Source organism: Paenibacillus sp. FSL H7-0326 (assembly GCF_001955535.1).
Taxonomy (GTDB): Bacteria; Bacillota; Bacilli; order Paenibacillales; family Paenibacillaceae; genus Paenibacillus; species Paenibacillus shunpengii.
This window is the reverse complement of sequence record NZ_MPVN01000001.1, coordinates 735,920-758,289: the sequence shown is the minus strand read 5'-3', so window position 1 is coordinate 758,289 and position 22,370 is coordinate 735,920. Positions and strand designations below refer to the sequence as shown.

Annotated in this window: 17 protein-coding genes; 13 read left to right on the top strand and 4 right to left on the bottom strand. The window is 46.4% G+C overall.

Annotation, left to right across the window (positions count from 1 at the left end; translation table 11 throughout):
• Nucleotide 1 precedes the first annotated feature (1 nt).
• Complete coding sequence (locus BK126_RS03520) at nt 2-301, bottom strand: hypothetical protein (RefSeq protein ID WP_076311313.1); 300 nt, start codon at nt 299-301, stop codon at nt 2-4.
• Between the two features lie 127 nt (nt 302-428).
• Here BK126_RS03520 and BK126_RS03515 point away from each other — a divergent pair, with 127 nt between their 5' ends.
• The 4 genes from BK126_RS03515 to BK126_RS03500 all read left to right on the top strand — a co-directional run bounded on the left by BK126_RS03515 (nt 429) and on the right by BK126_RS03500 (nt 4,300).
• Nucleotides 429-2,432 carry a Na+/H+ antiporter gene (locus BK126_RS03515; RefSeq protein WP_076311312.1) on the top strand — a complete coding sequence of 668 codons (2,004 nt, stop codon included), beginning with the start codon at nt 429-431 and terminating at the stop codon, nt 2,430-2,432.
• 82 nt (nt 2,433-2,514) lie between these two features.
• Nucleotides 2,515-3,273 carry a polysaccharide deacetylase family protein gene (locus tag BK126_RS03510; protein WP_143757663.1) on the top strand — a complete coding sequence of 253 codons (759 nt, stop codon included), beginning with the start codon at nt 2,515-2,517 and terminating at the stop codon, nt 3,271-3,273.
• A gap of 44 nt (nt 3,274-3,317) precedes the next feature.
• On the top strand, nt 3,318-3,515 hold the full coding sequence (locus BK126_RS03505) for a YwbE family protein (RefSeq protein WP_076311311.1): 198 nt from the start codon (nt 3,318-3,320) through the stop codon (nt 3,513-3,515).
• 131 nt (nt 3,516-3,646) lie between these two features.
• On the top strand, nt 3,647-4,300 hold the full coding sequence (locus BK126_RS03500) for a DUF1796 family putative cysteine peptidase (RefSeq protein ID WP_076311310.1): 654 nt from the start codon (nt 3,647-3,649) through the stop codon (nt 4,298-4,300).
• A 121-nt stretch (nt 4,301-4,421) separates the two neighbouring features.
• Here BK126_RS03500 and BK126_RS03495 read toward each other — a convergent pair whose 3' ends face one another.
• Nucleotides 4,422-5,822 (bottom strand): hypothetical protein, encoded by a 1,401-nt coding sequence (locus tag BK126_RS03495; protein WP_076311309.1) that lies wholly within the window; start codon nt 5,820-5,822, stop codon nt 4,422-4,424.
• Nucleotides 5,823-5,969: 147 nt separating this feature from the next.
• Between BK126_RS03495 and BK126_RS03490 the strand changes: the two genes are divergently transcribed.
• Nucleotides 5,970-7,163: an ornithine--oxo-acid transaminase gene (locus tag BK126_RS03490; RefSeq protein WP_076311308.1), complete on the top strand. Its 1,194-nt coding sequence runs from the start codon at nt 5,970-5,972 to the stop codon at nt 7,161-7,163.
• Between the two features lie 145 nt (nt 7,164-7,308).
• Here BK126_RS03490 and BK126_RS03485 read toward each other — a convergent pair whose 3' ends face one another.
• Complete coding sequence (locus tag BK126_RS03485) at nt 7,309-8,505, bottom strand: glycosyltransferase family 4 protein (protein WP_076311307.1); 1,197 nt, start codon at nt 8,503-8,505, stop codon at nt 7,309-7,311.
• Nucleotides 8,506-8,690: 185 nt separating this feature from the next.
• Between BK126_RS03485 and BK126_RS03480 the strand changes: the two genes are divergently transcribed.
• The 7 genes from BK126_RS03480 to BK126_RS03450 all read left to right on the top strand — a co-directional run bounded on the left by BK126_RS03480 (nt 8,691) and on the right by BK126_RS03450 (nt 19,590).
• On the top strand, nt 8,691-10,460 hold the full coding sequence (locus BK126_RS03480; RefSeq protein WP_076311306.1) for a sensor histidine kinase: 1,770 nt from the start codon (nt 8,691-8,693) through the stop codon (nt 10,458-10,460).
• A complete protein-coding gene (locus BK126_RS03475; protein WP_256209552.1) occupies nt 10,420-12,069 on the top strand; it encodes a response regulator in 1,650 nt (549 codons plus the stop codon). The genes BK126_RS03480 and BK126_RS03475 overlap by 41 nt, the downstream gene beginning before the upstream one ends.
• A 103-nt stretch (nt 12,070-12,172) precedes the next feature.
• Nucleotides 12,173-13,861 carry a type 2 periplasmic-binding domain-containing protein gene (locus BK126_RS03470; RefSeq protein ID WP_076311305.1) on the top strand — a complete coding sequence of 563 codons (1,689 nt, stop codon included), beginning with the start codon at nt 12,173-12,175 and terminating at the stop codon, nt 13,859-13,861.
• A gap of 100 nt (nt 13,862-13,961) precedes the next feature.
• A complete protein-coding gene (locus tag BK126_RS03465) occupies nt 13,962-14,852 on the top strand; it encodes an ABC transporter permease (protein ID WP_076311304.1) in 891 nt (296 codons plus the stop codon).
• Between the two features lie 31 nt (nt 14,853-14,883).
• Nucleotides 14,884-15,762, top strand: coding sequence for a carbohydrate ABC transporter permease (locus BK126_RS03460; protein WP_076311303.1), 879 nt, complete (start codon nt 14,884-14,886; stop codon nt 15,760-15,762).
• Nucleotides 15,763-15,895: 133 nt separating this feature from the next.
• Nucleotides 15,896-17,992 (top strand): beta-galactosidase, encoded by a 2,097-nt coding sequence (locus BK126_RS03455; RefSeq protein ID WP_076311302.1) that lies wholly within the window; start codon nt 15,896-15,898, stop codon nt 17,990-17,992.
• 164 nt (nt 17,993-18,156) lie between these two features.
• On the top strand, nt 18,157-19,590 hold the full coding sequence (locus BK126_RS03450) for an NAD-dependent malic enzyme (protein ID WP_076311301.1): 1,434 nt from the start codon (nt 18,157-18,159) through the stop codon (nt 19,588-19,590).
• Nucleotides 19,591-19,695: 105 nt separating this feature from the next.
• Here the strand turns inward: BK126_RS03450 and BK126_RS03445 are convergent, their stop codons facing one another.
• On the bottom strand, nt 19,696-20,928 hold the full coding sequence (locus BK126_RS03445) for a copper amine oxidase N-terminal domain-containing protein (protein WP_076311300.1): 1,233 nt from the start codon (nt 20,926-20,928) through the stop codon (nt 19,696-19,698).
• 349 nt (nt 20,929-21,277) lie between these two features.
• On the opposite strand from BK126_RS03445, the gene BK126_RS03440 reads away from it, so the two are divergent.
• Complete coding sequence (locus BK126_RS03440) at nt 21,278-22,342, top strand: FUSC family protein (protein ID WP_076311299.1); 1,065 nt, start codon at nt 21,278-21,280, stop codon at nt 22,340-22,342.
• Nucleotides 22,343-22,370: the final 28 nt, after the last annotated feature.

Here is a 22,370-nt window from a genome sequence, read left to right as displayed (position 1 = left end):
TCTATAGCCGGAATCTTTCAATATGCTCATCGAGCTGTTCTTTTTGCAGAATTTCTTTCTGCTTCGGACCTAAAAGATCGAAATGCGGAAAAGGATTGCGCTGATGAATGTATTTTGGATTCAGACCATGTTCGATACACCAGCTCCGTAATCGTTTGAGATCTGAACAGCCCACCTTGGTGACACTTGTAATGCCCGGAAAGCGCGGATCAATCCAATAGTGGGTTAGATAAGCCAGCTTCCCGGATTTCACCTCATGCTTCCATTTCTCAAGCTCCTGCCGTGATATGCCAAACGCCATTTTAGCTTCATCCTTATCTGTGAGTGATTACGAATTGTATTTTACTCTAAAAAAGAAAAGACGTGAATGTCCAATCCCCATAATACGAACAATAGGCTTTAAGTGACGAGAAGGGAATGATGGCATTTTGGAAGTCTTTATTACGATTTTGATCTTATTGATTATTATTGGCTTATCTAATATCTTGAATCGATTTATTCCATTTATTCCGGTTCCGCTGATCCAGATTGCACTTGGGGTCGTATTTGAGTTCGTTCCCGTTGGAGTCCATTTGGATTTAAATCCGGAAGTATTTTTTGTCCTCTTTATTGCACCTCTCTTATATAATGACGGCCGCAAAACACCAAGAGCAGAATTATGGAAGCTTCGAAAGCCAATTCTCTTATTGGCCCTTGGGCTGGTTTTTTTAACTGTACTTGTTGCCGGATACGGCATACATATGCTGATCCCAAGTATCCCGTTACCGGCAGCCTTTGCTCTTGCGGCTATTCTGTCACCGACCGATGCAGTGGCCGTGGGGGCGATGGCGGAGCGCGTGCATCTGCCCAAAAATATACTTCGAACACTCGAAGGCGAAGCACTGATGAATGATGCATCAGGTCTCGTTGCTTTTAAATTTGCGATTGCAGCTACAGTAACGGGCATATTCTCCCTGACGGAAGCGACGTTCAGCTTTTTTGTTATTGCAATAGGGGGACTCTTTATTGGGGCTGTGATGTCCTTTTTGTTCCGCAAGCTCGGTATGCTGCTGCGAAGATGGGGAATGGAAGATGTAACGGTCCATATGCTGATTCAGATCATAACTCCATTTATCATTTATTTGACGGCGGAGCATCTGGAATTTTCCGGAATTCTGGCGGTTGTGGCTGGAGGGATCATTCATGCGATTGACCGTGATCGAGCTGAAACACTTCAGCCCAAGATGCAGGTGGTGGCCGAGAGTACGTGGTCTGTGATGGTCTACATATTAAACGGATTAGTATTTGTTATTTTGGGGCTGCAGCTGCCTCTCGTGCTGGGTGCAATATGGGACAATCCGGTATTTGATCATATGGATGTATTATTCTATGTCTTTGTCATAACGCTGCTTCTCTTGGTCCTGCGTTTCTTGTGGGTGTATGCCTTAGAACTGTTCGAGTGGAAAAAGGCCAGGCAAGACAAACCGGTATTCAGGAACATGGCGCTGATTACGGTCTCAGGAGTTAGAGGCGCGGTAACCCTTGCAGGGGCATTTTCAATCCCTTATGTGCTGGCAGATGGAGCCCCTTTTCCTCAGCGTGATCTGATTATCTTTTTATCGGCAGGTGTTATCCTTCTCACCTTAATTCTGGCGAGCCTCTTATTGCCGATCATCGCCAAAAAAGAAGAAGGTGAAGACAAAGAAGTTCTAAAAGTACGGGCTCTAGCCAAAATGTTCCATGCATCCATTCAAGCGGTCAAATTGGAAGCGGATGAGGATACCAAGCCGGCTGCACTATCTGTTATAGCGGAGCTGAATCATTGTTTGTCCCGGGACTCTGCAGGAAGTTATGGAATGACCGCTACCGAGCTTCAGAAACAGGAGCTTGAGGTTCGATTGAGAGCACTCCAGGCAGAGAGGAAAGAAATCATTCACTTGATGAATAAAGGGATGGTGTCTGATGAAGCAGGCATGTTTTTCTTGAAAGTGCTCGATCGACGGGAGATCCGCATGTCCAATCGGTTTAAAGCACAGCTGTGGTCGTCCCTGCGCAGCATCGGCAGAGTTGTGGCCCGCTTCTTCGCTATAGAAAGATCTGAAGCGGCTGCTCCCATGAAGGACTGGGCCGAGGCTGCCCGAAATCTGCGGATTCATACCAGCGTGAGAGCAATCGAAGCACTGCGTGCACATATGAATGAGACAAACCGAGCAGCTTCGATCAGGGTGATCTCTCAATATGAACGGCTACTGAGCAGGTTAGAGCAAGGAAGCAGTGAGCTGGATGACAATGCTTTTAACGAGAAGAAAATGGAGCTTCACATGAAGGCGGTTCAAGAGCAGCGAAATACAGTTCAGGAAATGTTTGAAAATGGAATGATTAACCGAAGCATGGCAGCGATCTTGAGACAATATGTGAATCAGCTGGAATCACACCTGCTTCGTGAGGAGTAGCTGCTGGATACCGGGTTATATATTTCTTGAGCATAAGAGATAATAAGACAAAAATTGATTACAGAACTAGAAGAGGTATGGGATGAATCTTATCGGATTTAAAATAGCAGTGGCAGCAGCAGCCTTCATGCATCTCGTTTATCCCATGATGAACCACAGCTCAGCTCCTGTTGTTAAAGACCGTGCCTATTATGAAGCAAGAGGAGATATTGTCTGGGAAGCTCCGATCAAGGAGAAGCTGATTGCGTTAACCTTCGATGATGGTCCGGATCGAAACGAAACGGCTCAAATTCTGGATATTCTGAAAAAGCATAAAGCAAAAGCGACTTTTTTTGTGCTGGGCAAATGGGCGAAAGAAAGACCAGAGCTGATTGCCAGAGAAATTGCCGAAGGACATGAGGTAGGCAATCACACCTTTTATCATACCTTTGGAGACCAGATCCAGGATGAGGATTCGTATTTTAAGGAGCTTGCAGATGCGGATCAAGCCATTGAGGATGCGGGCGGTGTCAGACCCACGCTTTTTCGGCCTCCTGGAGGAGTGTACAATGATGTTGTGGTAAAAAGCGCTCAAGCGAGAGGGTACTCGATCGTTCTATGGTCTTGGCATCAGGATACGGGGGATTGGAACCGTCCGGGAAAACAGCGTATTATTAACAAGGTGCTGCGAAATGCTCGAAATGGAGACATCGTGCTATTCCATGATAATGTTCACGGCAAGAGTCAGACGATTGAAGCATTAGAGCATATTTTGCCTGAGCTAATGAAGCAGGGTTACAGATTTGTTACGGTATCCGAGCTGCTGGAGGCCAAGCAAAGAGAAGAGATGGAGCTTCCTTAAAGCGCTTAATGAGTGACATAAGGGAGAGGGAAGGGGAATCTCAAATGAATGGTAATCATCGTGCAGACATCAAGCCAGGTCTTGAAGTCGATATTGTGTTAAAGCAGGATCAGAGAACAGGCAAGCTCACCAGGGGAACGGTAAAGGATATTTTGACGAATTCACCAAATCATCCGCATGGTATTAAAGTTCGCCTGCAAAGTGGAGAAGTAGGCAGAGTTAAACATATCATTCAGCCGTAATACCTCATTTCTGCAGGATGTAGAAGTGAATGCATCACCGAATCGTCCAATCCTGACGGAGTCTTTAAGCATAAACTGCTATATGTCTAATTTAATGATGACCAAAAGACATATAAGGGGGAATGCGGCTCTTGGGCACAGATGAACAATTTAATGACATGGACGTACAGGAATATGATGCCGTGTTTAGTCTTGGATCCAATTGCCAGACTGCGTATCAGCTGAGAAGATTATCGCTTCGCAAGGAAGCAGGTCCACTCGACTGGTTTGTATCCAAAAACATTGATCAGCTCATCAGATTGATAGACGCCAGGTTTGCAGGTTTTATGGACTTAGGCAATCTGGAGAAGATAAGTGCATTTAGGACTTGCTACTGTGTGCGCGACACAAGATATGGAATTTTGTCCTATCATGATTTCCCGATTACCGAGAAGGAAGCGGATTGGGCACTGGCATATCCTGAATTCAAGTCTAAGCTATGTCGGAGGACGGAGCGAATGCTGCAGGCATGGGAGACAGGGGAGAGGCTCTTGTTTGTTCGTGTCAATGGTGGACAAGATGATGGTGATCGACTGTATTATAGTCTAAAAAAACAAGTCAAGCATTTCTTTGATCTGATCATTATAGATACGCTTGCCGATGAGAATGCACCTGTGTCCAGTTGGGCCGAACCTTCTGGATGCATCAGGTATTCCATTCCAAAGGGTAAGGACTGGCGTGGATCTGATGGGGCATGGAATAAGCTTCTCGAGTCCATTAGGCTAAGACATCGACTTAGCGATTAAATTAAATAAGAGCCGTGATGTGCACGAGGATGAAGTACTCGCTGTCAATTAGACAGAAGTACTTCATTGCACAAAAGCGGCTCTTTTTGTCGTCACATGAGGTTAATTCAGCTATAAGCTTCTACATGAGCAGAATCGCAACAATGGTTGCAGCGGTCAGTCCGCTAATAACAGGAATTAAATTACGTCTTGCAAGCTCAAATGGGCTGACGTTGCAGATCGCAGCAGCAGGAATCAGTGCCCATGGAATCAGCGTACCTCCGCCAATCCATATGGCAGCAATCTGACCAAGTGCCGTGAGCATAGGAGTCGAGCCAATGGATGCAGAGAACATCTGAGCAATCGAGCCAACAAGGGATATACCGGAAAATCCAGATCCATCCATCCCCGTTATTGCCCCGACAACAGTCATGCTGATCGCCCCGACCACTTCATTCAGCGGGACCGTATGTGCGAGTGCGAGGCCCAGGTCATTCACGATCCCATGCGAACCTTCAGGCAGGGGGTTAGAGAATAATGCGGTGAGAGCCGCGTCCCCCAGATAAAAAAAGGCAGCGATGGGGATTACAGGACCAAACACCTTAAAGCCAAACTGAAATCCTTTAATCAAATAATCTGTCGTTTCCTCGAGCCCTTTATTTCGGTGGGCAATCATCGTAACCAGGATTAGGATTACAATAGCTGTACCACCGATAAGGGCTGTTGCATCTCCACCTTGCAGGTTCATAAGGTACATGGCCGCCAGGTCAAGTACAAAGAGCAATGGGATGGTATAAGCGATAATCCGTTTGGTCCGAAGAGGAATTTGGATGTCATATGCTGGGGACAGATCAGAGGGTGATGCTGGTTGAGAAGTGGCTGATTCCTTGGTAATGGTACCGCGGCGCATATCTCTGCGGAGCATGATGTAGGCTGTGAGGGTAGCAACGAGGCCTGTCGTGATAACTAGGGGGATACTGGCGGTCACAACATCAGAGACGGGGATTCCGGCAGCGTCTGCCGTTAATTTAGGTGCACCCTGGATTACATAATCACCTGACAAAGCAATACCGTGTCCGAACAAATTCATGGCCATCGCTGTGCCAATCGCCGGAAGGCCGACTCTTCCCGCTACGGGAAGCATGACAGCTCCGATAAGAGCGACGCCGGGAGACGGCCAGAAGAAGAAGGAAACGATCATCATAATAATGCCGATTCCCCAGAAGGCGAGAGCCGGTGTCCTCAGCAGCTTGGTTAAAGGTGCTACCATAATTTCATTGATCCCGGTGCGGATGAGTACTCGGCTCATGGCTACAACGATCGAAATGATGAATATGGTGCTGATCAGTTCCTTCGCAGCGTAGATGAAGCTCCCGAAGATCCCGGAAACGGAGGTTACGATGCTGTCCGAGGCGAGAAAACCTAAGGAAATAATACCCAAAATACAGATGACACTCGTATCCCGTCTGCGTATCAATAAGATCATAATAAAGATAATGAATGATAAATATACGTAATGGAGCGGTAATAGATGAATGTCCATAATGCTTCACCCTCTCGTACGATACCAAGTATGCTTGTGTTGTATCGTATGCTGCTGCCAAGGCGGGTGTTCTCCTACTTTTTCTAACAGCATAGAATGTAAGGTCACAAATAACGAGTGCACACAGGGAAACGAGGGGTTAGTCTAATGAAGCTTTCTTCACAAGAAATCATGAATAAGACGGAACGTTTTGGAGCCCACAACTATCATCCGTTGCCTATCGTTATTCAACAAGCTGAGGGTGTATGGGTAACAGATCCAGATGGGCATCGCTATATGGATATGCTGAGCGGTTATTCCGCATTGAACCAGGGACATCGTCACCCCCGTATTATTGCTGCTCTAAAACAGCAAGCCGATGAAGTCACCCTTACATCCCGGGCGTTCTATAACGCGCCTTTGGCAGAGCTTATGGAGCTATTAAGCGGACTTACGGGGAAGCAAATGATCTTACCGATGAATACGGGAGCAGAGGCGGTCGAAACGGCTGTAAAAGCAGCAAGACGCTGGGGATACGAAGTAAAGGGAATTCCTTATAATCAGGCAGAGATTATTGTCTGTGAAGGGAATTTCCATGGAAGAACGACGACGATCACTTCCTTTTCCTCCGATCCTTATTATCAAAAAGGCTTTGGACCATTTACACCGGGTTTCCGGATCATACCTTATGGTGACATTACTGCATTAGCGTCTGCCATCCATCAGAATACGGCTGCGTTCTTGGTTGAACCTATTCAAGGGGAAGCTGGAATCCAGATTCCTCCAGAAGGGTATTTGACAGAGGTTCGCAACCTGTGCAGTGAGAAGAATATTCTTCTCATGGCAGATGAAATACAGACCGGATTCGGAAGAACAGGGCGAAGATTCGCATGCGACTGGGAAAAGGTCGTCCCGGATATCTATATTATGGGGAAGGCGCTTGGCGGAGGTGTGCTGCCTGTGTCGGCTGTAGCGGCGGATGAATCGATTCTTGGCTTATTCGAACCGGGTTCACATGGTTCAACCTTCGGAGGGAATCCGCTTGCGAGCCGGGTTGCTATTGAAGCACTTAAGGTAACAGAAGAAGAGAAGCTCGCGGACCGTTCTTTTGTGCTTGGAAATCGAATGCTTCACAGACTGAAGCAGATCACCTCCAAAGATATTAAAGAGGTGAGGGGAAGGGGCCTGTTCATTGGAATTGAATTAAGAACACCTGCCCGGCCCTATTGTGAGCGAATGATGCAGCAAGGATTGCTATGCAAGGAAACGCATGATACCGTCATTCGATTTGCTCCCCCGCTGATCATTACGGATCAGGAACTGGAATGGGCAATCCAGCGTATAGAGCAAGTGTTTACGTAATATTTATGATGGTTAACTGACATGGTTTGACCCATAACGACAGCATGGAGAATCGTACAGAATAGTGACGATTCTCTGCTTCTATCCAGCATTAGGGTTCGACAACTACATTCGGGTATTCCGGGGGAATTATATTTTTTTCGACTCATTTAACCTTTTTCTGTGGAGATCTGCTCATATTCACCATTGAATTGGATTCAGCTATGACTTCATTGTAACTGCTGAGCAGTTGATCAAATATAGGAACCCAGGAGCGATTCAGGCAGTACTCTCTCCCTGCTTCCCCCAAGCTCTTGCTCAGATGAGGATGATCATATAGACGGATGATTGAGTTCACCATCGAAGAAGGTTCTTCCGGCGGGCACAATATGCCCGTCTTTTCATGTGTAATGATATCAAGCACGCCGCCTGCGCCGGCTGCAATAACGGGGAGACTGCTGGCCATCGCTTCAAGAATAACATTGCCAAATGTCTCCGTAGATGAAGGGAATACGAATAAATCAGACATGGAGTAGATATCTCGAAGCTCATTTCCTCGCAAATATCCCAGCCACTGGATGTGTTCCTCTGAAAGGTTGTGGGGTACGGAGGGAGAATGACCATACAGGGGACCATCCCCTGCAATGAGGAGCCGGGACTTATCTAGGATACGGGAGGGGAGAGAAGCAAAGCTGTTGATTAGGTGTTCGATATTTTTTTCTGGAGCCAGTCGTCCGACATACAGCATATAGGTCAGCTCTGGATCCAATCCACGGTTACGAAGAAGACTTGCGCGTTCCTCGGCAGACACCGCTGGCCGAAACTGTTGTGCATCAATTCCACGGCTCCAAATACCTACATGCTTCATTCCTTTTTCCTCAAGCTTGAGCTTCGTTGACTCCGAAGGTGCATAGATCCGTTTACAGTTCCGATGAAACCACTGCATGTATTTCCACAGTGCCTGCTCCATCCAAGCTAGCTTGTAATGCTTCAAATATTGATCAAAGTGGGTATGGTAGGATGCCACAAGAGGTACTCCGTGCTTGGCAGCATATCCTGCTCCGAGCAGACCTATAGCGGCTGGAGTAGCGACATGAATCAGTGTGGGCTGAAAATTGTGGAGGATTCGCTCTGTTCGCATACGACCGGGCAGAGCCAGCTTACATTCTGGATAGAAGATCAGAGGAAGACTGAAGAATCGCTCAACATGTCCGCCTTCTGTATTCACTAGGCTTCCATACTGGGGAGCGAACACAAGGACAGGAATCGAGCGTGCACGTAAATATTCGACCCATTTGCCAAGTGTATTTGCCACTCCATTAACCTCGGGTAAAAATGTGTCCGTAAATATAGCAATCCGCATCTCGATCCGCCTCCCAATCATTATTCCTCTATATCGTACAGTGGGATCCAGCGGGATATGTCTGTTCTCGGCCGTTTTAACACAAATCGCGATAAAGCAGAGTCAAGTTAATTTTGATTTAATTTTCCACATAAAACGCTTACAATAGTCACATCGACATCATTCTACGAGGTGTATATTCTACTATGATCAGATATTCCTTGTTTACGAAGATTGTATTGCTGATTATTATCATGCTTATTCCTGTTGTGTTCTTGTACAGCTATTCCAACAAAATGGCAACCGATACTGTAGTCAGTGAGCTGAACAAATCCAGCAGTAATCAGCTTGCCTTTTTTCAAAGTCAGGTGAACACAAGCATCGAGGAACTATCCTCCTGGACGAATCTGCTGATCCATGATCCCGATATTGAGAGCTTCAAAGATATTTATATGGACAGCGATTATTTGAATCTGGATCTCATTAATCAGGTCAAGCGGGTGCAGAACAAGCTGGGCATTCAGGAGAGCTCATCCAATTGGCGCAGCAGCCTTACCTTCTATTCCCCCTCCATGGAGAGGATGATTACGGAAGGCAATGCTAAGCGGTACGATCCTAAAGAACTGAAAGAAGAGATTAAACCGGGGTGGCAGGTGGAGAAGGTGCAGCGACTCAACAGTGAGCAGTATCTTTTTTCTTGGTATACGGTTTCGCCATATTCGGTTCAGGATCTCGCCAAGGCAAACAGCATCGTTAAGATCGAATTTGACAGCACGAACTTACAGGATATGCTGGACAAGTTTAAGAGTAATGGAAGAAGGGACCCTTTCTATTACAAACCGGGCACCGGTGTTATTTATAACCGAACGCAGGATATTGCACAAAGTGCCAAACTTCTCACTCAGCTGAAATTTCCCGAGATGAATGATGTCGATTACCGGACGGTAGAGATGGATGGAAATATCTATAGTGTTCATACGGTCTTATCCCAAGCTACAGGATGGTATTTGGTGGATTATATCCCTCTAACGGATGTGCTTGCACCGATTGAGAAATCCAATCAGCTATTCTATGGGGCCGTAGGAACTCTACTGCTCATGAGCTTCTTAGCTGCCTACTTACTGTACGTACAGGTCCAAATTCCCGTTAAAAGTTTGATTCGCGGTTTTCAGCGGCTGAAGATGGGGGACTATTCCGTGCGAGTGGTATCTAAGGGCAGGAATGAATTCAGTTTCCTGTCAGAACGCTTCAATTCCATGGTAGAGCAGATCCAGGAGCTGTTTGAGCATGTATACCTGGAGCAGATTCAAGTAAAAGAGGCGAGGCTGAAGCAGCTGCAGTCTCAAATTAATCCCCATTTCTTCTATAATTGCTTCTCCTTCATTACAAGTATGGCAAAGCTCGGTAAGATGGACGCGGTTGTGGCCATGTCCCATAATCTGTCCCGTTACTATCGGTATACCACCCGGCAGGAGAAGGAGCTGGTCACTCTAAAGGAAGAGATGGATTTTGTAGTCGCATATCTCAAGATACAGAAGATGCGCATGAATCGAATTGACTATGTGATCGAGATTCCAGACGAGCTGCAGGATCAGCCCATTCCACCATTAGTGATTCAGCCGCTTGTAGAGAATGCTGTCATTCACGGTATCGAACGGTCTCCGGATGCCGGGTTTATACGCATCGGGGCTTGTCAGGATCCGAACGGAATGATGCGAATTGTAGTTGAGGATGATGGTCTCGGCATTTCCGAGAGCAGACTTCAGGAATTGAGGGGGCGCCTAACGAAGCCCATGGATGAGAACTCAGGCTGCGGCTTATGGAATGTAAATCAACGAATGCAGTTAAGGTACGGAGACAGCAGTTATTTGTCCGTTGATACATCCGCGATGGGCGGGTTCAGTGCCAGCATTCAATGGGAGAATACGACTAGATATGAAAGGAACGATCATAATCATGGACATCTTGTTGGTTGATGATGAAAGCTATGTTACGGAGAGTCTGGAGGCGACCATTCCATGGGAGGAGATGGGCATCAGGCATGTGTACAGAACAGATTCGGCGGCAGGAGCACTTCAGCTGCTGCAAAGCCATCCCGTAGATATATTGGTGACGGACATTCGAATGCCTGGAATGGATGGACTTGAACTGATCGAGAAGGCTAGTGAAAAATGGCCGGAAATACGATCCATTCTGCTGACAGGATATAGTGACTTTCAATATGCCAAAAAAGCGATTCAATTACAGGCTCAGGACTACATACTTAAGCCAGTAGACGATGAGGAATTTATAAAAAGTGTGAATCAAACAGTTGAGGCCATCAAGGAAAGAGAAAAGGAAACGGATAAATACCATCAGCTCATGTATCAGCGCAAATCAGATTATGTCCTGCTTCGGGAAAATATGCTGCAGGGCCTGCTGCTTGGGACACCACATACCTTGTCGCGGGTCAAGCAGCAGCTGCAGGATTATGAAATACCTCTGCAGACGGATGTTGAGTCCCTCATGATCCTGGTTCAGCTGAATCAAGGATTTATGGATCTGGATCCCAAATCCCGGGTGCTTATTGAATATGCGATCGGAAACATTTCAGAAGAGATCCTCGGCACGAACTATAAAGTATGGCAGGGAAGAACACCCCATCACTGCTTGGCTGTCCTCATTCAGACAGACAATACCGCCGGCTTAGAGATGGAAATGGAAGATAAAGACCGAAGACAGCTTTATTCGCTTCTAAGGACTTTTCAAGAGAATGTCAGACAGTACTTACATGGAGATGTGTCCGTTATTATAAGCTCCAGCTTTCAGTTTCCGAATGATACCAGCACGGTCTATCACCAAATGTTAAATTCAATGTACCTGGCAAGCACAGATGAAGAAGCAGCGGTGCTATATTCTCCCCAGGATTCGTATAGGGCCCTTTCAGGCGCTTCGAAAGAAGTGTTTAACCTGCTGTACAAGCCGCCTGTCCTTCAGCAGCTGCTTGAGCTTGGACAATGGAGATCTGTACGGGACAAATTGGGCGAAGTATTTGATGTCATTGATCGACATCCAGTTTCCAGAGAGCATATGTATGAAATTTATCTGGCGATCATAAACGCCTGCTTATATATCACGCATCGGACGGATATTCGGATCAGCGAGCTGGACGTTCATGGCATGGAGCCCCATCATGTGGAGAGACTGATTCAGTACCCGGCTGAGCTTCGAAATTATACTTTTCGGATACTAGACAAGCTGGAAGAGGATCAGCAGAATAAGCCCTTGTCCAAAGGATATATTGTCAAGCAGGTTAAGGATCTGGTTGCATCTGAATATGGTTATGAGCTGACCGTGAAGATCATAGCAGACCGGGTCTTTCTGCATCCGGTGTATTTGTCCAAAGTATTCAAGGCAGAGACGGGGGAAGGCCTTAGTGAATACTTGATTCGAATCCGATTGGAGAAGGCGCTGTACCTGCTGAAACATACGAACAAGAAAATATACGAAATCACTTCTGAACTTGGATACCAGAATCCGCAGTACTTCAGCAAATTGTTTAAAAAGCATTTTGGCATGTCGCCAAACGAATTTCGAGAGCAATAAGTTGAAAAAGGTGCAGAAACCTTAATTTAGTATCATAGGAAAAAAGACCGACACCTCTCATAATAAAAAGGGTAAGGATCAAGTTCTTTAAGGGGGAACTCAAATGGGGTTTAGATGGAAAAGATCAACGCTATCCGTTCTTGCAGTGACCATGGCAGCTAGTGTCGGTCTCATGGGCTGTTCGGGGCGGGGAGCAGAGAACACAAACGACAGCGCAACAGCGCCGGTCACTGCTGAAAACGTATACAAAGAAAAATATGATCCAGAAGTAACCATATCCACCGTGTGGGGAATTGATCCGGCGGTGACGTTCAAGAACGGTGAAACCATTGAGAACAGCGTAGCAACGAAATGGGCAAAAGAGCAATTCGGAATTAATATTGATTCACTTTGGTCTGTAACGGATACGAATGGTGCCTTCGCTACAAAAGTGAGACTGTCCATGTCTTCAAGACAGGACATGCCGGATATATTAACGATTGGTGCAGATCAGACACAGCTCGTTCAAGACTTGATTGAATCTGGAATCTATGGCGAGGTTGGCGAGCTGTTCGACAAGTATGCTTCAGATACATGGAAGGAAGCAATGAATATCGATCCAACCGTTTGGAATGCATATACGCGTGACGGCAAGAAGATGGGAATTCCGGTTCTCGATTACGCTTATAACAATGACTACCTCCTGTGGATCAGACAGGATTGGCTCGACAAGCTGAATTTGAAGGCGCCGACAACGATTGATGAGCTGGAAGCAGTGATGGAAGCCTTCAAGAACAATAATCCAAGCGGACTGTCTCCGGATAAGGTCACACCGCTTAGTATCGGAATCAAAAATTCGATGAATACATGGATGGCTGATCCATCCTGGATCTTTGGAGCCTACGGCACTCTTCCGCAGCAATGGAATATTGGTGAAGATGGCGAGCTGGAATACGGATCTGTGCATCCAGGAATGAAGCAGGGTCTCCAGAAGCTGAGCGAGTGGTTTGATAAGGGCTATATCCCTCAAGAGGTTGCACTATGGGATGAGAACAAGACGGCGGAGCCTGCCGTAGCCGGGACAGCAGGAATCATTCCAGGTCCATACTGGATGAGCGGATGGCCGCTGGTGGACACGGTCAAGAACGACCCAGAAGCCGTATGGAAGCCTTATCCGATTCCTACGGGTGAAGATGGAACTGCCATGCGTCATGGAACGCATTTCTCAAACGGAGTAACGCTGATTAAGAAAGATATGGAGCATCCTGAGGCTTTCTTCACATATCAGAATTATTTGTTTGACCATTTTGCAGATCCAGCTGCCGGCAGTGAGCATGACTTTGGCTTGTTTGAAGGCTATGACTATCAGCTGGACGCAGACGGCAAACAGGTGAGATACGATGAGATTGAAGGCGGATATGTCAATGTGCTGCGCTATCTTCTCGTGAGAGACGGAGCCAGAATACCGGATGCACAGATGAAGGCGCTCCTTAATTTGGCAGACGGCAAAGAAGCCGAAACAAGGCTTGAGCGTGAAGTGAAAGCCAACTACGGGCTAGAGACACCTCAGGCAGCCAAGGTGCTGATGTCTCAAGAGGATATCTCCTATAAGGATATGTTCACAGGTCCTCCGACAGAAACGATGAAATCCAAGCTCGACTATCTCAACAAAATTGAAAATCAAACGTTTAACGAAATTATATATGGCAACAAGCCTGTCGATGCATTTGATACTTTCGTCGAAACCTGGAAAACTGGCGGAGGAGATCAAATTACCCAAGAAGTGAATGAATGGTACGACAGCGTAAAATAAAGCGTGTGAGATGAAAGCAGCATGCAATCATGTATGCTGCTTTTCTATACCTTATTTCTAGAGAAAGAGTCATTTTTAATTGTAAATAGGAGGGATTAGGATGAGAACGCTCAAAAAGACATGGCCATTTCATATCATGCTGCTGCCTGCCATGGTATTTCTATTCCTGTTCAGTTATCTGCCCATGGCCGGAATTGTCATGGCATTCCAGGATTATAAACCGTGGCTCGGAATTGCTGGCTCCGAATGGGTCGGGCTGGATAATTTCCGCTACCTCTTTGAACGGGAAGACAGTATGCAGGTCATTTGGAATACGGTGATTATTGCTGTAGCCAAGATGATCTTCAATCTGCTTGTTCCGTTCGTATTTGCCATCCTGCTTAACGAAGTCCGGAAAGTAGGTCTTCAGCGCTCGATCCAAACATTAGTATACTTGCCTCACTTCCTATCATGGGTCATTCTCGGGGGAATTCTGGTGGATCTACTCGCTCCCGCAGGCCTCTTCAATCGGGTTCTAGGCAGCTTCGGCATTGATCCGATCCTATTTCTCGGAGACAACAACTGGTTTCGATTGACGGTTATCATCTCTGATGTATGGAAGGAGTTCGGATACAACACGATTATTTTTCTAGCGGCACTGGCCGGGATTAATCCGGCACTCTATGAAGCGGCTGAGATGGACGGTGCAGGCCGATGGAAGCAGACGATGCACATTACTGTACCTTCACTAATACCAATCACCGTTGTTGTCGGTACGCTTGCACTTGGGAATGTCCTGAATGCAGGCTTTGACCAAATCTTCAATCTATACAATCCTCTCGTATATGAAACGGGCGATATTATCGACACCTTTGTGTATAGAACCGCGATACTTAATGGAGAAATGGGCTTTGGTACTGCGATTGGGCTGTTTAAATCGGTCATCAGTATGGTGCTGATTCTCATATCCTACAGGCTAGCCTACAAGTGGGCCGGTTATCGTATTTTCTAGATTATATGAACCTGAGAGGGAGGGAGAAACCATGTATCATAAAACAAGATCATACCGCATATTCAGTGCGTTCAATAACCTGTTTCTGATATTGCTTGCCATTCTTTGCATCATACCGCTGATTCATGTGCTTGCCGTATCATTTAGCAGCAAAGCGGCGGCAGATGCCAATCTGGTCTCGCTGATTCCAATCGATTTTTCACTAGAGGCTTACAAAAAGACGATTAACAATCCAGCCTTTCTGCATTCCATCTGGGTCTCTGTGCTGAGAACCGTCATAGGTACAGCCATCACCTTAATCGTGACTTTTCTTGCGGCCTATCCGCTGTCCAAAGAAAACTCCGCTTTTAAAGGAAGAACGCTGTACTCCTGGATCTTTGTATTCAGCATGATCTTTAACGGAGGACTTGTTCCTTTCTATGAAGTCATTCAAACGCTTCGTCTCATCGATACGTTCTGGGTACTCGTGCTTCCGTCGGCAGTGAACACTTTTCTAGTCATCTTGATGCTGAATTTCTTCAGAGGGATCCCGAAGGAGCTTGAAGAAGCTTCACTGATTGACGGAGCGGGTCATTTCAGGACATTACTCTCGATTTATCTGCCGATATCGCTGCCATCCATTGCGACGATCAGCTTGTTCAGTATGGTATTTCATTGGAATTCATGGTTTGACGGCTTGCTGTATTTGAATGATTCCGGGGACTTTCCGCTGGCAACCTTTCTCCAGACAGTCATTATTCAGCGGGATATGAGCACAATGGCCATGAATCCGCAGGAGATGGAATTGATCAGCCAAACGACGGTAAAATCTGCACAGATCTTTATAGGTGCTGCTCCCATTCTGCTTGTATATCCTTTCCTGCAAAAATACTTTGTTAAAGGGATGACCGTCGGTTCTGTAAAAGGTTAATTTTATGAAGAGTGGGTCATGCTTTCGGACGAAAGTTGTTCGGATCTGCTTCAAAGTGTAAGATATAGAACAAGGATGTAATCGTTTTCATTGGAGTGAGGGTAAATTTATACGATCGTGAGGAGTGGCAAGTATGAATAAGAAATATTCACCGTTATTTGCGAAAGCACCTGTAATGCTGCATGGGGCAGACTACAACCCGGAGCAGTGGCTGCGGTATCCGGAAGTGCTGCAAGAGGATATCCGGCTAATGAAGCTTGCCAATTGTAATGTGATGTCTGTTGGTATCTTCTCCTGGGTATCTCTGGAGCCCGAAGAGGGTGTATTCACCTTTGAATGGCTTGACCAGATTTTGGACACCTTTGCCGAGAATGGCATATATGCACTGCTGGCAACACCAAGTGGTGCAAGACCAGCCTGGATGTCTCAGCAATATCCGGAAGTGCTGAGGGTAGGCAGGAATAGAGTGCGTAATCTCCACGGCTTCCGCCATAATCATTGTTACTCTTCTCCGGTTTACAGAGAGAAAGTACATATGATGAACAGCAGGCTTGCTGAGCGTTATGCTCATCATCCTGCAGTCATCGGCTGGCATATTTCCAACGAGCTTGGCGGGGACTGCCATTGTGAATATTGTCAGGCGGGATTTCGGGAGTGGGTCAAGGAGAAGTATGGAACACTGGACGAACTGAATCATGCCTGGTGGACAACCTTTTGGAGCCATACGTATACGAGCTGGGATCAGATTGAGTCCCCTGCTCCTCATGGAGAGACTCAGGTACATGCGATGAATCTTGATTGGAAACGTTATGTGACCGATCGGACACTTGATTTCCTCCAGCATGAGCTGGCTCCGCTCAAAGAAGCGAATCCCGAGCTGCCGGCAACAACCAATTTCATGAGCTACTTTGATGGTCTTGACTACTGGAAATTCGCAGACGTACTGGATGTATTATCATGGGACAGTTATCCAACGTGGCATGATGCTCAGGATGACAGTCATCAGGCAATGACCGTTGCACTCATGCATGATATCGTTCGCTCTATTAAAGGCGGCAAACCATTTATGCTGATGGAGAGCACGCCGAGCATGACGAACTGGCAGGAGGTCAGCAAGCTGAAGAAGCCGGGAATGCATCTGTTGTCTTCTCTTCAGGCTGTGGCGCACGGTTCAGATACGGTTCAGTATTTTCAGTGGCGCAAGAGCCGGGGCTCCAGTGAGAAGCTGCATGGAGCTGTCGTCGATCATGTAGGCAATGAGCACACCCGTGTATTCCAGGAAGTGACCGAGGTTGGGGAAGTATTAACCGGGCTTGAAGAGGTTACAGGTACGAGTGTGCCTGCGGAAGTGGCAATTATCTTCGACTGGGAGAATCGATGGGCGATCCAAGATTCACAAGGACCTCGTAATGTAGGGATCAAATACGATGAGACGGTACAGTCCCACTACAAGACATTTTGGGAAAAGGGAGTATCGGTAGATATCATCAACATGGATGCTGACTTTGCCAAATACAAGCTGCTCATTGCACCCATGCTCTATATGGTAAAGCCTGGTGTCGGTGAACGTATTGAGGCGTTTGTACAGAATGGAGGAACCTTCGTTGCCACCTATTGGTCGGGTATAGTCAGCGAGAATGATCTCTGTTTCCTTGGAGGCTTTCCCGGACCGCTTCGCAAGACACTCGGCATCTGGTCAGAGGAAATTGACGGGCTGCATGATGGGCAGGTTAATAAAGTCATAGCGCTAGAAGACAATGCCCTTGGACTCACCGGAGCGTATGAGGCGATAGAGCTGTGTGATCTCATTCATCTGGAGACAGCAACCGCAATCGCGGCATATGACAGTGACTTTTATCAAGGGCGCCCGGCACTTACCGTAAATGCACTGGGATCTGGCAAGGCGTATTACATTGCTTCACGCAATGCTGCTCCTTTCCATCAAGACTTTTATAATCTAGTGATCACAGAGCTTGGCATCACGCAGGCGATTAGCGGGGAATACCCTCAAGGTGTAACAGCCCATGTCCGAACAGATGGTCAGACGGACTACGTCTTCCTTCAGAACTACACAGATGAGATCCAGTTTATGCCTTTGGATGAGCGCTCCTATACGGAGATCGGTACTTCATTGAACGGAACAGAAGGAGAGGACACGTTCACAGAGGGAGTAAAATTAGCCCCTTACGGGATTCGAATTCTGAAACGTCCTTCAAGAGTTGATTTATAAAAAGAAAAGGGCATTACGGCTCTCTAGCGAACAGCACTTACTTTATCATGTAAGCTGCTGTCGAAGGAGAGCCTTTTTTATGTAAGGATAGCAGGAATATCAAGGCTGTGTCTCGAAGTCACAGTTGATGAATGCCTTGACTACATCTCACGGGAGGGACTCGCATGATACAGCGCAATCTTGACGGAAACAGCATTATTATTCGGCTCGAAATGAAGACCAAGACCATTAATTTTGGTGAAGTGGCATCTGCAATCTCGCAGGCTGGAGGAGATATCGTTGCCATTGACGTAATTTCAACTAATCAGGATATCACCGTTCGAGATTTAACCGTTGCGGTTTCTCATGCTGATGATAACAAGAAGATTGTAGAGACAGTCCGAAATCTTAATGGAGTATCCATTATCAACGTATCCGACCGCACCTTTCTGCTCCATTTGGGGGGCAAAATTGAAATCGCTCCCAAATCCCCGATTAACAACCGGGAGGATCTGTCGAGAGTATACACACCGGACGTGGCGAGAGTATGTAATGCGATTGCCGAGGAGCCGCAGAAGGCGTATTCATTAACGATCAAAAGAAATACGGTAGCTGTTGTATCCGATGGAAGTGCAGTACTCGGTCTCGGTAATATTGGCCCGCGTGCTGCCATGCCTGTCATGGAAGGTAAAGCAATGCTGTTCAAGCAGCTTGCGGGTGTAGATGCTTTTCCGATCTGCCTGGAAACACAGGACACCGAAGAGATCATTCGGACGATCAAAGCGATATCGCCGGCTTTTGGCGGTATTAATCTCGAAGATATTTCTTCTCCACGCTGCTTTGAGATTGAACGGAGACTGAATGAGGAGCTGGATATTCCTGTCTTTCACGATGATCAGCACGGTACAGCGGTCGTATTGTATGCAGGACTGATTAATGCACTGAAGCTGGTCGGCAAGTCGCTCGAGAACACGAAGATTGTTGTATGCGGTATTGGAGCCGCTGGGGTTGCCTGCAGCAACATTTTGTTGTCTGCTGGAGCCAAGAATTTAATTGGGGTTGATCGTGAGGGAGCTCTTGTGCGAACAGAAACCTATGATAATCCGATCTGGCAGGATTATGCGGAGCGGACGAACCCTAATCTTCAGACAGGCTCGCTTTATGAGGTTATTAAGGATGCGGATATCTTCATTGGCCTCTCCAGAGGGAATCTGCTTACAAGAGAGCATATCATGACGATGGCGAAGGACCCGATTGTATTTGCTATGGCCAATCCGGTACCCGAAATTATGCCGAGTGAAGTAGAGGATATTGTAGCAGTTATGGCTACAGGGAGATCTGATTATCCAAACCAGATTAATAATGTGTTATGCTTCCCTGGAATGTTCCGTGCCGCACTGGACTGCAGAGCCAGTGAAATTAATGAGGCGATGAAGCTGGCAGCTGCAACGGCCATTGCTTCCTCAATATCGGATGAGGAACGGACGAAGTATTATATCATTCCTAGTGTTTTTAATGATCGAGTCGTTAAATCCATTCGTGAGCGGGTCATTGAGGCGGCTCTTCAAACGGGAGTGGCGAGAAGAGTGCCAAGGAAGAGCAGTGATATTTCTGGATAATCGATCTGAAGTTATTAATCCTAATATATAAGAAGAGCCCAGGCTCCCCTGCAAGTGCTTGCAGAGGAGCCCGGGCTCTTTTCGTATTCTTAGGCAGGCTATAGATTAACGGTGATTTTTATCTGATTTGTGAGCCTGCGGGCTGTCCATCAGAGACATTACACTGTAATCTTCTTCTGGGTAAAGAGAGAACGCGTCCGCGATGAGCCAGCTTCCATCCTCTGTTTTCACCATATAGTACATGCCTGTCAGCTCACCTTCAATATCTGACTCTTCAGCATGAACGATAGCAGTATTTCCATTATACTGAACAACGTTAATAGAAGAAGCGGAGAGATCATAGTCTACTTCGTTCAGATAGCCGCTATTAAACAATTGTTGAAGACTGCGATAAATCCATGTGGATTGATCATGGGTAGACAATACAAGGTCTGCATCCTTGTTATTGTATCCATCATACTGAGCTTGCAGTGTTTCTTCGATGCTTGTTTGATCCTCTTGAGGAACGGCCGGTGTCTGACCGATCAAGTCCAGTGCATGATAATAAGCGTAACCTGGAATTTCATCATTCAGCTTCAAGCTTCCATCTGACGATTCGGTCAGGAACAGCCACAATTCATCTTGAGTGAGGTCGAAGAAGAATGGACCTCCGGTCCAAATTTCGGTACGGGTGACTGAGGCAATAATTTCGCCATCCTCTGCACTCACGATCTCGACATTCGAATAGGTTGTATTTCCTTGTGACTTAAATAGTTCCTCGTAATATTCAACGAAGTAATCATAGTAGTATGAGTCCGTATCGAGCATGGATTTAACTTTATTAAGATTGCGCTCACTTTCGGCAGTACCAAACTGTTTAAGGAAGGCATCTACCTTTTGCTGGTTCTCTTCTTCTCCAGCTGAGGTAGAAATATGAATTGTTTTGCTGCTTTGATCCCAGGACACAGTGTAGCCTGTAGCTTCAGCAACGAATCGGAGCGGAATCAGCGTGCTGCCTTTCTCTATGTAAGGTGCGGCAGGAAGGCTGGTTCTTTGACCATCAATATGGGCTGTAGTCTTACCGGCGTAGAGCTGGAGTTTCACTTCGCCGTTGTCCGCGTTAATGCGTTTCTCTGCATTGTTCCATTTCACCGAGTAATCAAACGCTTCGAATAATGCTCGGAAGGGAACAAACGTTACCCCTTTCTGAATGGCAGGTGTCACAGGGAACGTCATTAACTCGTCGTCCAGGTATACCTTGATTTTTGGTGTCGCTGCGGCTGCGGATACGACTCCACCCATAATGGAGAATACCATTAGGAAAGCGAGTGTCAGCAGGCCAAGCTTCTTTTTGAACATGTTGTCAACCCCTCTAAGCTGTACAGTATTTTACTATAGGAACAGCAGTCCTCCTGCCCAAAGAAATATTGGAAATGTTCCCATGTGAAACCATATTACTTGGCTTGGAAAAGTTAAGCAATCGAGGTGGAAGGGATTTACCAAGGTAATTAATTACAATATGCGAATAGCTCTATTAAGCGAAGTGAACGAAGCTGTCATTGATTTGTTACAAATGTGCTCGAAAGTTCAGGAAAGTCATGGTACAATAAATCGTTCATTTGAGAAGAACAGGTTTACGTAATTTGTGGTTTTGGGGTAATAATACAAAAATATCTAATCATGATTCCTAGAAGGAGGGCTTATAGGGATGTCTTTCGGCGCTCGGGTGTTGAAGACCGGGATTGCAGTTACTCTAGCTTTATATATAAGCATGCTGCTGAACATTCCCCAGTCGCCTGTGGGTGCGGCAATTGCAGCTATTTTTGCAATGCAGCCCTCTATATACCGATCCTGGCGATACTTTCTTGATCAAGTGCAATCTACGACGCTTGGCGCCATCGTTGCGCTGATTGGAGGGATGGTGTTCTCCAATGAACCCATTGCTGTCGGATTGGCATGTATACTGGTCATCAGTATCTGTCTTAAGTTAAAAATGGGCGATACGATCGGTCTTACGCTCGTCACGGTTGTATCTATTATGGAAGCCTCCGGGGACTGGCACTATGCAGTGGACAGATTCATTCTGACATTGATCGGTATCGTGTCTGCTTCGGTAATTAACGTCACTGTATCTCCGCCGAAGCCGAAACTGCAATTTGTAATGCAGATCAGAAGTGTCTTTGACCGTATGTCCTTGCTGCTCAGAACCTCTATATCGGATGAGATTAAAGAATCGGTGTTTCGTGATGAGAAAAATGATCTTGAAGGCCAGATCAAATCCCTTGTCGACAAATATCATCTGTTTGAAGAAGAACAGCAGAAGCTGAGGCGGGCGAAGTTCAGTTCAACAAGGCAGATGGTTGTCTACAAGCTGATGCTATCAAGTCTTCAAAAAGGTTTTGCAGTGCTGGATGCGGTGGATCGACACTATTTTCAGGCGGAACGATCAGACCGAACGGATCAATATTTCGATGAGCATTTGGAGAAATTGATCAAATTCCATGAGCATGTCCTGCTCAAATTTGAAGATAAGCTTAAGCCCAATGAGCAGGAAGGCGAAGAGCTGGTGCGTACCAATGTGGAGTTCATGGAATCTGCGATTGAGGGCATTGATTTTGAGCGGGAGGGAATGCTTCGGCTGTCGATCGTTGCTGCAGCAATGTACGATTACGGTTATCAGCTCGAACGTTTAAACCGCTTGGCTGACCATATTCTAGACTCTGAAGAAACGAAGGATAGCTCAGAGGGGCTGTCAGCATGGCTGAAAAAATAAAGATGTGGTGTAAAATGTACACTTGCGC